The sequence below is a fragment of the Ekhidna sp. genome (assembly GCF_965227465.1).
Lineage (GTDB): Bacteria > Bacteroidota > Bacteroidia > Cytophagales > Cyclobacteriaceae > Ekhidna.
In genome coordinates, this window is sequence record NZ_OZ245746.1 from 3,094,757 (window position 1) to 3,106,942 (window position 12,186).

The 12,186-nt window shown below is 40.4% G+C and carries 10 protein-coding genes; 5 read left to right on the forward strand and 5 right to left on the reverse strand.

Annotated features, from left to right (window positions below; translation table 11 throughout):
- Window positions 1–8: 8 nt before the first annotated feature.
- Entirely contained in the window at window positions 9–251 is a 243-nt protein-coding gene (locus tag ACO05G_RS13710; RefSeq protein ID WP_348282077.1) for a DUF4834 domain-containing protein, read from the reverse strand.
- Window positions 252–262: 11 nt separating this feature from the next.
- The gene (gene carB, locus ACO05G_RS13715) at window positions 263–3,079 is read right to left on the reverse strand and encodes a carbamoyl-phosphate synthase large subunit (protein WP_421763262.1); all 2,817 of its coding nucleotides are present in this window, start codon (window positions 3,077–3,079) and stop codon (window positions 263–265) included.
- Window positions 3,080–3,239: 160 nt separating this feature from the next.
- On the opposite strand from carB, the gene pcaF reads away from it, so the two are divergent.
- Genes pcaF through ACO05G_RS13730 form a run of 3 tightly spaced genes read left to right on the forward strand, consistent with a single transcriptional unit; the run spans window position 3,240 to window position 5,689 of the window.
- Window positions 3,240–4,445, forward strand: coding sequence for a 3-oxoadipyl-CoA thiolase (gene pcaF / locus ACO05G_RS13720; protein ID WP_421763263.1), 1,206 nt, complete (start codon window positions 3,240–3,242; stop codon window positions 4,443–4,445).
- A 2-nt stretch (window positions 4,446–4,447) separates the two neighbouring features.
- Window positions 4,448–5,041: a transferase hexapeptide repeat family protein gene (locus tag ACO05G_RS13725; RefSeq protein ID WP_348282074.1), complete on the forward strand. Its 594-nt coding sequence runs from the start codon at window positions 4,448–4,450 to the stop codon at window positions 5,039–5,041.
- A gap of 30 nt (window positions 5,042–5,071) precedes the next feature.
- A complete protein-coding gene (locus ACO05G_RS13730) occupies window positions 5,072–5,689 on the forward strand; it encodes a deoxynucleoside kinase (protein ID WP_348282103.1) in 618 nt (205 codons plus the stop codon).
- 9 nt (window positions 5,690–5,698) lie between these two features.
- On the opposite strand, the gene ACO05G_RS13735 is transcribed toward ACO05G_RS13730, so the two are convergent.
- Window positions 5,699–7,630 (reverse strand): tetratricopeptide repeat protein, encoded by a 1,932-nt coding sequence (locus ACO05G_RS13735; protein WP_421763264.1) that lies wholly within the window; start codon window positions 7,628–7,630, stop codon window positions 5,699–5,701.
- A gap of 198 nt (window positions 7,631–7,828) precedes the next feature.
- Here ACO05G_RS13735 and paaZ point away from each other — a divergent pair, with 198 nt between their 5' ends.
- A complete protein-coding gene (gene paaZ / locus ACO05G_RS13740; RefSeq protein ID WP_421763265.1) occupies window positions 7,829–9,880 on the forward strand; it encodes a phenylacetic acid degradation bifunctional protein PaaZ in 2,052 nt (683 codons plus the stop codon).
- Between the two features lie 11 nt (window positions 9,881–9,891).
- On the opposite strand, the gene ACO05G_RS13745 is transcribed toward paaZ, so the two are convergent.
- On the reverse strand, window positions 9,892–10,803 hold the full coding sequence (locus ACO05G_RS13745; RefSeq protein ID WP_348282071.1) for a universal stress protein: 912 nt from the start codon (window positions 10,801–10,803) through the stop codon (window positions 9,892–9,894).
- A gap of 101 nt (window positions 10,804–10,904) precedes the next feature.
- Between ACO05G_RS13745 and ACO05G_RS13750 the strand changes: the two genes are divergently transcribed.
- The gene (locus tag ACO05G_RS13750) at window positions 10,905–11,666 is read left to right on the forward strand and encodes an enoyl-CoA hydratase/isomerase family protein (protein ID WP_348282070.1); all 762 of its coding nucleotides are present in this window, start codon (window positions 10,905–10,907) and stop codon (window positions 11,664–11,666) included.
- A 19-nt stretch (window positions 11,667–11,685) separates the two neighbouring features.
- Here the strand turns inward: ACO05G_RS13750 and ACO05G_RS13755 are convergent, their stop codons facing one another.
- Window positions 11,686–12,156 carry a hypothetical protein gene (locus tag ACO05G_RS13755; protein WP_421763266.1) on the reverse strand — a complete coding sequence of 157 codons (471 nt, stop codon included), beginning with the start codon at window positions 12,154–12,156 and terminating at the stop codon, window positions 11,686–11,688.
- Window positions 12,157–12,186 lie beyond the last annotated feature (30 nt).

A 12,186-nucleotide genomic window follows, 5' to 3' on the forward strand; every position in this document is an offset into this window, starting at 1 on the left:
TGAATATGCTATTTTATTTCTTCATAGTCAACATATTCACCTCCGCCAAACTTATCACCTTTTTTGGATCTGTTAGGGAAGTTGTCAATGTTGACATTACTATTTGGTGCTCTTTTTGAACTACCGGAATATCGCTGATTACCAAACTGTTGGTCACGTGTAAACCCTCGAAACATTCCTGAAAATATGAAGGACGTAACTCTGTAAAAAACGTATCCTATTAGAATTAATATGATTATTATCTTCAGCATGTCTATTAAACCTATCGACTAAGATACAAGTTTCGTTCAGCGTAAATTTCCATGAAATAATCATCCATTAAATCATCTATAAAATAGATGGCTTCTCCTGTGGACTTCATTTCAGGACCTAACTCCTTATTTACATTCGGGAATTTGTGGAATGAAAATACTGGTTCCTTAATTGCATACCCTTTTTTGTAGGGTTTGAAGTCAAAATCCGTCACCTTTTTCTCGCCAAGCATGACTTTAGTCGCATAGTTCACATAAGGTTCTCTATATGCCTTGCATATAAACGGTACAGTTCTAGATGCCCGTGGATTTGCTTCAATGATAAATACCTTATCATCCTTTATTGCAAATTGAATATTGATTAACCCAACAGTTTCCAGGGCCACAGCTATCTTTTTTGTATAGTCCTCAATTTGTCGAATCACAAAATCACCCAAATTGTATGGAGGTAGAACAGCATACGAATCTCCGGAGTGAATACCCGCGGGCTCAATATGCTGCATGATCCCTATGATATAAACATTTTCTCCATCGCAAATTGCATCTGCTTCCGCCTCAATCGCCCCTTCTAAAAAGTGATCTAATAGAATTTCACCATCCGGTTTATCCTTTAGAATTTCAACAACGTGTTGTTCTAGTTCAGTTTCATTGATCACAATTTTCATGCTTTGTCCACCTAGCACATAGCTAGGGCGAACAAGAAGAGGAAATCCTAATTTTTTGGAAAGTTCTACCGCCTCTTCCGCATTTTCTATCGTTCCATAAAGTGGATAGGGAATATTTTGCTCCTTTAGTAAATCGGAGAATCTTCCTCGTGCTTCAGCAAGGTCAAGTGCTTCGAAACTCGTGCCAATAATTTTAATACCGTATCGCTCCAGTTTTTCTGCAAGTTTTAAAGCTGTTTGACCTCCAAGCTGCACGATCACCCCTTCTGGTTTTTCATGAAGGATGATGTCATAGATGTGCTCCCAAAAAACTGGTTCGAAATATAATTTATCAGCCACATCAAAATCAGTAGAAACTGTCTCCGGATTACAATTAATCATGATGGTTTCGTATCCACACTCCTTTGCAGCTAAGACCCCATGCACACATGAGTAATCAAACTCAATCCCTTGCCCAATTCGATTTGGACCTGATCCGAGCACGATTATTTTCTTTTTGTCTGAAACTTTTGATTCGTTCTCTTCTTCAAAAGTTGAATAATAGTACGGCGTTTGAGCTTCAAATTCAGCAGCACATGTATCAACCAGTTTATAGACTCGCTTAATTCCAAGATCATTACGCTTCTTGTAAACTTCGCTTTCTAAGCAACCTAGCAAATGTGCCACCTGCCTATCAGCATATCCTTTTTGTTTTGCTTCCATTAGCAACTCTTTAGGGATATCATCTACGCTGTACTTCTCGATCTCCTTTTCAAGGGTAATTAGTTCTTCTATTTGATTCAAGAACCATGGATCAATCTTGGAGAGCTTATGAATGGTTTTAAATGGAATACCAAGTTTAAATGCATCATAAATATGGAATAACCTGTTCCAACTTGGATGCTCCAGGCTCTTAAGGATAGCATCCTGATCTTTTAGTTCGCGACCATCAGCGCCTAATCCATTTCGTTTTATTTCAAGCGACTGACAAGCTTTTTGAAGTGCTTCCTGGAAATTTCGGCCGATACCCATAGCCTCTCCAACAGATTTCATCTGGAGTCCAAGTTTTCGGTCAGAACCCTTGAACTTATCAAAGTTCCATCTTGGCACCTTAACTATGGTGTAATCAATCGCAGGTTCAAAAAACGCTGAAGTTGTTTTCGTAATCTGGTTATTCAGCTCGTCTAGATTGTAACCGATAGCCAGCTTAGCTGCAATCTTAGCAATTGGGTAGCCAGTAGCTTTTGAAGCAAGTGCCGAAGAACGAGAAACTCGAGGGTTGATTTCAATTCCAATGAGATCTTCCGTATCAGGGTTTACCGAAAATTGAACATTACATCCTCCGGCGAAATGACCGATACCATTCATCATCAATTTGGCCAGATCTCTCATTTTCTGATAAACAGTATCAGATAAGGTCATGGCGGGAGCAACGGTTATGGAGTCTCCTGTGTGAACACCCATAGGATCGAAATTCTCGATCGAACAAATGATTATGATATTGCCAAGATTGTCTCTAAGCAATTCCAGTTCATATTCTTTCCAGCCTAAAATACTTTGCTCAACCAAAACTTCATGAATTGGAGAGGCCTGTAATCCTGCATTTAGGGCATTATCAAATTCCTCAGGAGTATTCACAAAACCACCTCCGTACCCACCTAAGGTATAGGATGGCCGGATTACTAATGGGAAGCCTATTTCCTGTGCTATTTCTTTCCCTTTCAAAAAGGAGGTTGCTGTCTCACCCTTACAAACTCCCACTCCCAATTCAATCATTTTGTGCCGGAATTTCTCCCGGTCTTCTGTTGTCTCAATCGCGTCAATATTTACGCCTATCATCGACACATTATATTTTTCCCAAATTCCAGCTTTATCACAATCAATAGCCAAATTCAGTGCTGTTTGTCCACCCATAGTAGGGAGTACCGCATCAATTTGTGGGTGTTCCTCCAGAATTTCCCGAATCGATTGCTTGTTTAACGGCTTTAGATAAACATTATCAGCAGTAACCGGATCTGTCATAATGGTGGCTGGGTTCGAATTTATCAGTGTCACTTCAATTCCTTCCTCGCGAAGTGATCTTGATGCTTGTGATCCTGAATAATCGAACTCGCAAGCTTGACCAATGATGATAGGTCCACTTCCGATAATTAAGACTGACTTGATGTTTGGATTTTTAGGCATTGGGTAAATGTATTTCCTGTGAGTTAATCAGGTTAAAACAAATTCCGACAAAATTAAGGTATGAACCATGGGCCACAAAGGAATTTCTTAATTAGTAATGTGGTTAATTGGTAGGTAAGCAAGAAGGCTGAATATTTGCGGACAACATAATCAAGTAGCCATGAAAGAAGCATACATTATTGATGGAATAAGAACACCGGTTGGGAATTTTGGGGGAACGCTCTCTGCTGTAAGGACGGACGATTTAGGGGCACTCGTGATTAAAGAATTAATCGCTCGAAATCCTTCTTTGGATCCTTCTTTGGTAGATGAGGTGATCATGGGCTGTGCAAATCAGGCTGGCGAGGATAATCGGAATGTGGCACGGATGTCGTTACTACTTGCAGGTATTCCATTCTCTGTCCCAGGGGAAACTGTTAATAGATTGTGCGCCTCCGGTATGTCTGCCATTGTACATGCCAACCGCGCAATTAAGACGGGTGATGGAGACTTGTTTATTTCCGGTGGAGTTGAAAATATGACCAGAGGGCCTTGGGTAATCTCAAAATCAGCTAAACCATTTGGTACTGATGCAAAGATGTATGACTCAAGTTTTGGTTGGCGTTTTATAAATCCGAAAATGGAAGAACTCTATGGAACCGATGGTATGGGCAATACCGCCGAAAACCTTGTAGAAATCCATGGTATCTCACGTGAAGATCAGGATGCATTTGCATATCGCTCTCAAATGAAAGCCAGCGAGGCTCAAAAAAATGGTCGATTGGCAGAAGAAATTGTGGCTGTGGAAATTCCTCAACGTAAAGCCGATCCAATCATATTCAAAGAAGATGAATTTATAAAACCATCTTCTTCAATGGAGATTCTTGGAAAACTAAGAGCTGCATTTAAAAAAGATGGCTCAGTAACCGCCGGAAACTCTTCCGGTCTAAACGATGGTGCATCTGCTGTTCTAGTAGCCTCTGAAGATGCCGTTAAAAATCACGATCTTAAGCCATTAGCCAGAATAGTTTCTTCAGCAGTTGTGGGCGTAGAACCAAGAATAATGGGAATAGGACCAGTGGAAGCGAGTAAAAAAGCCTTAAAGAAGGCAGGACTTACATTAGATCAAATAGATATTATTGAATTAAATGAAGCATTCGCGGCACAGGCACTTGCCTGTACTAGATCATTAGGTCTCGCAGATGATGACCCTAGACTAAATCCAAACGGTGGTGCAATCGCTATTGGTCATCCACTTGGGATGACTGGAGCAAGAATTACACATTCAGCTGCAATACAACTTCAAAAGACAGAAAAAAAATATGCGCTCTGTACGATGTGCATTGGAGTAGGACAAGGGTATGCGATTATTTTAGAAAGAGTTTAGTTATGATCTATGAATTTAACCACCTAAAACCTGTTATCCACAAATCCGCATTTGTTCACCCTCTTGCTGCCGTAACTGGAGATGTGATAATTGGAAAAGATGTTTATGTAGGACCTGGAGCCGCAATACGTGGTGACTGGGGACGAATTGTAATCGATGATGGATGCAACGTGCAGGAAAACTGCACCATTCATATGTTTCCAGGAATCACGATAACGCTGAAGGAGAGTGCACATATTGGGCATGGAGCAATTGTACATGGAGCTAACATAGGTCGGAATGTATTGGTCGGGATGAATGCCGTGATCATGGATAATTCAGAAATAGGGGATGAATCTATTATCGGTGCTTTAGCATTTATAAAGGCTAATTCAAAATTTGAATCAAGGAGTCTTATAGTAGGTAATCCCGCAAAGAAAATTAAAGAAGTAAGTGATGAAATGATCGCCTGGAAAACAGAAGGCACCAAGCTTTATCAACAGTTGCCAAAAGAATGCTACGAAACTTTGAGAGAATGCCAGCCGCTCACTGAGACTGAACCTAATCGACCTGTAGCCTCTGCTGCCTACAAAACCTGGAACGAATCAAAAAAATAGAGACCTAGCTTAATAATGACAGATAAGAACATGCACATCGCCGTATCCGGCAATATCGGGGCAGGAAAAACAACACTTACACAGATGCTAGCAAAGCATTACGGGTGGCAAGCGGAATTTGAGTCGGTTGAAGACAACCCTTATCTCCAGGATTTTTACAGTGATATGCATAAGTGGTCTTTTCACCTTCAAGTGTATTTCCTGAATAGCAGATTTGAACAGATCAATAAACTTAGAAGAGGAGAAAACACCATTATTCAGGATCGAACGATCTATGAGGATGCGTACATCTTTGCGGAAAGTCTCTACAAACAAGGGTTTTTCAAGGAAAGAGACTATCAGAATTATCGTGCCTTATTTGACTCCATGATCGAATTCGTTAAGCCACCTGATCTATTGATTTATCTAAAGTCTGACATCAGTAAGCTTGTTAAGAATATTGAGACAAGAGGCAGAGATTATGAAAATCTGATTCGTATCGAATACCTAAAGGGATTAAATGAACACTATGAAAACTGGATTGAAGGATATGATGTTGGAAAATTGCTCATCATTGATGTTACTGATATAGATTTTGTGAAAAATACGGAAGATTTTTCTGATATCGTATTCAAAATAGATACTGAACTGCACGGACTGTTTAGCTGAGTATCTTTCTTACAATTTTACCTGGCCGTCCTGTGCACTCACGCTAATGCGCAAACGATCTCTTTTCTTCGTTATTGGCTCCATTATTTGATCATAGCGTGGATCTTTTCTTACTTCTTCTAAAATCACATCACTTTGCATCAATTCATAGGTCCATAAACTTCCGGTATTCACCATTTTCTTTACCCATCGCAAAGCTTCGTCTTTATCTTCTCTTAATGCTGCTATTTGTGCATACGGTATCAGTACATCACCATCTTCATGATCTAGTCCCCATTTAGTTGAATATGCTGCATGAAAATGATTTAAAACTCGATTCAAAGAATCTAACTGATTCTCTTTTTTAAGGACATAAGCCAGTGCCATTGTGCCACGATAATTGTCCAGGTAACTATATTTCTGATGATCAACCAATTTATTAAGGTTCATCTTCACTTTACTTTTGGGTAATTTGGCATTTAAAGAAAACTCACATGCCATATCCAGCGCCTTAAGACTTCCCTCTTTTAACAATTGATCTATATACTTTTCCGTTTGATCATACTGACCTGTCACTAGTGAAATATGTGCCAGCCTGTCAATATTAATGAGGTCGTTTGGTGATAGTTCTATTACCGAATTAAAATAGGTATTCGCTATGTCATACATACCTAATAGTTCATAACATGTCCCAAGATTATAATTGAAGGCTTGTAAGCGCAATGGATTTAGCTCTTTCCCTTTTTTAAACAATGGAATGGCCTGATTAATTTCTCCCTTATTTCGGAGTAACAATCCTAAAATATTAATGGATTTGGAATCATTGGGGTTTAGTCGAATGGCTTTTTCACTTAGATCAATGGCCTTATTGAAGTCCCCTTTAACCAAATAGTGAAAAGATAAAACACCTAATGCTTCCGACGATTCAGGATCAGCTTTTACCAACTGTTTTGACACCTCCAGCATGGAATCATAAAGCGAATAGGATCTCAAACCGAACTGAGTGATCGATTTTGAGTAAGCACTTAACAGATGTACATGAGCAATTGTAAAATTAGGATCAATTTCCAAAGCTTCTTTGAATAGTTTAATGGCTAATTCATTTTGCTCAGGTTTTTCTTGTTGATATCGGCTAAGCCCTCTCAAATAAAGATTGTATGCCTCAAGACTTTCTGTTGGTCTCCTGCTCAATTGCTTTTCCTCCTCTTTCGTTAACTGTGCCTTTAGATATTTGGCAACCTCAGTGGCTACTTCGTTTTGAATAGCGAAAACATCCTCCATACGCTTATCAAAGTTCTCCGCCCAGGTCTGCTCCTCAGGATTAACCTGAACCAGCTGGCAGGAGATACGAAGGTCCTCTCCTGCTTTCCGGATGCTTCCCGTAAGTAAATAGCCAACACCCAACTCCTTTCCAATCTCTTCTACAGATTTTCCTTTTGTGTCATAATCCTTTAGCGTAAATCTTGAAAGCACCCGTAAATCGCCAATTTTGGAAATATGAGTCAGGATATCTTCCGTGACCCCTGATGCAAAGTAGGCATCTTCATCCCCACTCATATTTTCAAATGGTAAAACCGCTATTGACTTATCCGGGTCTGGAATATCTGAAATACCGGTGAAATTGAAAATACGATCTGAGATGAGTAACAATACCACTACCACCAACCCTCCGATGATCATTCCATTTAATCGCTTTCCCGTTTGTTTATAAACCGAAACTTCCGGCGACACCTCTTTGGTTTTCTTAAAACCAGTAGGTGTCCACTCATAGAGGTAAGCGAAAATGACCCATACAGGGAATCCAATAGCCAGGGCAATGAAAAAATAGCGCATTACACCTGTGCCAATATTAAACATGGGGAACACAATCGAAATCACCTGTAAGATTAGCCATGCTACTACCAGATAGGTGATGGCCGCCTTAATGACATTCCGGCGATTGAGTTCTTTGAAAAGTTTCATACCAGGTGAAGTGGTGATTGGTATTGGAAATATACTGAGAAATGAGCAATGAAGCCATTTTAACATTTGCTTATGTGAAGAGCCGCAAGGCGAAATTCAGAACAAGTAGTGTGTATATTTTGAATATTGAAGAAAAGTCTCAGGCGAATAACTGTTAGTTGATAGATTTGCCTTAGGCGTAAAAGAGAAAAACAGATCATGGCAATACCTAAAATAAAACACTATATCGCAGGGCAATGGATGGAAGGAGCTGGCGATGGAGAGGTCCTTCATCATGCGATCACCGGTGATCCCGTGGCATCACATACCATTGAGGGCATTGATTTCGAGGATGCTTACGATCATGCACGAAATGTTGGAAATCCAGCATTACGAAAAATGACCTTTCAGGAGCGTGGATTGATGCTAAAGGCATTGGCCTTCCACCTGATGGATGAGAAAGAAAAGTTTTATGAAGTGAGTAAAGCGACAGGGGCTACTCGCCTGGACAGCTGGATTGATATTGAAGGTGGAATTGGCAATGTGTTCTCCAATGCCAGCTTAAGAAGACAATTCCCAGATCTTCCCTATCACGTGGATGGACAGACAGTGCCTCTTTCGAAAGAAGGAACGTTTGTAGGCCATCACATCATGGTACCAAAAGAAGGTGTTGCGGTGCATATCAATGCATTCAACTTCCCGATCTGGGGAATGCTTGAAAAGGCTGCCGTCAACTGGCTGGCCGGGATGCCATGCATCATCAAACCCGCCGAACAAACCTGCTACCTGACTGAAGTAATGGTGAAAAACATTATTGATTCGGGCATTTTACCCGAGGGGGCACTTCAGCTGGTTGCCGGATATGGAAATGGAATCCTGGATCATGTGGATATGAATGATATAGTGACATTTACCGGATCTTTTGAGACAGGCAAAAAACTAAAAACACTACCACAAATCGTGGAAAACTCAGTTCCTTTCAACCTGGAAGCTGACTCACTGAACTGTGCTGTACTTGGAGAAGATGCGGTTCCGGGCACCCCTGAATTCGACTTATTCATCAAGGAAGTTCGAAAAGAGATCACGGTGAAATGTGGACAGAAATGTACTGCAGTAAGGAGGATCATTGTACCTGAAAAGCTGGTAGAAGATGTGCAGATTGCTCTCGGAAAAGCATTCGAAAAAACAACCATCGGAGACCCGAGTGTGGAAGGTGTGCGAATGGGCGCACTAGCAGGAAGAGAGCAATTGGATGAGGTAACAAAACGAGTGGCTGAACTTGCCAAAACTTCCGATCTGGTTTACGGCTCACTGGATAATAAAGGAGAGGCTATGGGTGCCGACTGGAACAAAGGAGCCTTCATTTCACCGATGCTTTTTGTGAATCAGAACCCATTGAATACTGAAGAAGTCCACAACATTGAAGCTTTCGGACCGATCAGTACGATTCTTCCATATAAAAACATGGATGAGGCTATTGCCATTTCGAAGAAAGGAAAAGGTTCCCTTTGTTCATCCATCACAACCGCAGATGATAAAATCGCCAGGGAATATGTGGTAGGTGCAGCTACTCATCATGGCCGAATTTTGGTTCTGAATGAAGCCTGCGCTAAAGAAAGCACGGGTCATGGCTCACCCATGCCTCAACTGGTACACGGAGGACCCGGACGTGCCGGAGGTGGAGAGGAAATGGGTGGCAAACGAGGAGTGATGCACTACTTGCAACGCACAGCTATCCAGGGATCGCCAACAACCCTTACGGAAATCACTCAGCAGTATCAATATGGAGGTGAATACAAGGACACAGAAAAGCATCCTTTCTCCAAGCATTTTGAAGATCTCGAGATTGGTGATACGGTCATTACAGCTAAGCGCACAATTACAGAAGGAGACATTGTCACATTTGCGAATGTTAGCTGGGACCATTTCTATGCACACACAGATGTTACTTCTCTGGAAGGAACCACATTCGAAGGTCGAGTAGCACATGGCTATTTCATCTTATCAGCTGCTGCGGGGTTATTTGTTCAAGCGAAAAAAGGACCTGTTCTTCTTAATTATGGATTAGAAGAATGTCGATTCACTAAGCCGGTCTATCCAGGGATGACAATCGGTGTGCGGTGTACTGTAAAAGAAAAAGTAGACCAGGAGAAGAAAGACGATATTGCAAAAGGGATAGTGAAGTTTCTCGTTGACGTATATGACGAAACAGGAGAAACAGTGGCAATTGCTACGATTTTAACAATGATTAAAAAAAGAGATCAGAGTTAATCCTCACAATATCATAACGAAAGCAACGCTTGAAGGAGCGACATATTCTCTCCTTCTTTTTTTACAATCAAAACAGGGATATCAGTATCTCTAAATACCATTTTCTCTGCAAATGACCCAAGTAAAACAGCCGAGGCATTCGTTCTACCTTGTGAGCCGATGATAATTAAATCACTTCTGGACTCAAGTGCATATTCAAAAACAATATCGATCTTAGAGTTAGATCCTCTGACCGTGAAGTGGCATGGGTATTTGGTATTTATGTCATTTGACTTAAGAAACAAGTCGAAATCATTCTTCGCATGACCTTCCATTATTTCTGCAAATTCCTCATAGGTCTTTCCCATTTTATAATAGCCAAGCGGAACGTCATATATATTGATTAAAGATAACTTGGCTTTAGAGTGCTCTTCAATAGTCACACCAGCATGAGTGGCAAGCGAGGAATGTTCTGAAAAGTCTACAGGCACCAGGATATTCCTTAAAGACGGATTCATATTTTGAGTTACAAATAAGATCGAAGTAGGACTTTTTCGAGCAATATGACTAGAAACAATGCCAGATCCTTCTAAAGAACGTTTCCGCCCCATTACAATTAAATCAAAAGAAAATTCAACAGCATCCCTTAAAATGATACCAGCAGGTGATCCATGCTTCACCACTATTTCAGTCCTACTATCTTTAAAATCATACTGACCTATCTTGTATGTAAGCTTTTCTTTAATTTCATCCAGCGCATTCGTCTCCGCATCTGCATATCCATCAATCTCAATTCGGGTATCTATTTCTTTTATTGCATGAAGGAAGATAATCTCCTCAATACCGAAAGACTTATAAAACTGTGATACGTACTCTAGCACAAAGCCATCCATTAGGGTAGCATCAAGAGCTACGAGTGCCTTTTTGAAGCTAACTTTTGTCATATTACTAATATAGTCCAGATAAAATTGATTTCTTAAGTAGTGGGTAAAGAGGATAAACAAATCATGGCTAGATGTATCATAATGCACTTATTTTTGCGGACATGAGTAACTACGTAAACCTAGACATACGAAACGGAATCGGTACCGTTGAATTTTTTACAGAGCAAAGTAATTCTCTACCAGGAGATATTCTGACAAAGCTTGCAGATACCATTTCTGAAGCTGGCAATAATCCTGAAATCAAAGTCATCATTTTGAAGAGCGGTGGCAACCGTACCTTCTGTGCAGGGGCCAGTTTTGATGAATTGATGGCAGTGGACAGTCCTGAAAATGGAAAGAAGTTTTTCATGGGCTTTGCCAATGTAATCAATGCGATGCGTAAGTGTCCGAAATTTATCATCGGTCGATTGCAGGGAAAAGCAGTTGGTGGTGGAATTGGTCTTGCAGCAGCTGTCGATTACTGCTTTGCTTCTAAACACTCAGCAATCAAATTAAGCGAGCTTGCATTAGGAATTGGCCCTTTTGTAGTAGGCCCTGCGATTGAGCGGAAAATGGGTCTTTCTGCTATGTCACAAATGGGCATGAATCCTGATGAATTTTATGATCCAAAATGGGCACATCAAAAAGGGCTTTTTGGTAAGCTCTATGATGACATAAATGCATTAGATAAAGCTGTTAACCAACTGGCAGAAAAATTAGCTGCATACAATCCGGAAGCAATGGCGGAATTGAAAAAAGTTTTTTGGAAAGGAACGGATGATTGGGACAAGTTACTTGCTGAAAGAGCCGAAATGAGTGGTAAACTGGTTCTCTCTGATTTCACCAGAAACTTTATTAAGAAATTCAAAGAAAAGGCCTCTTAAGGCCTTTTCTTGTATACTATCAATAATCGCTTTTCCTCCCCATCGCTTTGCAACTTTTAATTGCAAAATACAGTGCTTGACCCAGTTCAATTAATTCTTTCCTATCATTTGAAAAAAGAATGATGGAGTTCCGCCTGCCTGAGTCTGTTTCCGAATCATATTTGATTTTCCATTTTTCAGAGATGGTATCCACAATCAGACTCCATTCACCATCTGACTGTTCAAGCAATCTCATTCTTGTTTCGTCCAGATCCACCAACCAAAAAGCGAGTACATCCCACTTTGTGCTATCGCTCTTTGGAGCCTGATGAATTTCCAAATTACAATCATCATAGTTGAGGCGAAATGAATTGTAGTTGTACGATTCATTTTCCAGGGATTGAATTTGCATGGTAGCAAAGTCAATTGTATCAGCCAATTGCTTTTCCAAATTTTGCCCAAATGCAGCATTAATAATTAGAGTCAGGAAAAGGAGGCCAAACACTTTCATTGATCTTAAAATTAGTTTGATAATTTGTAG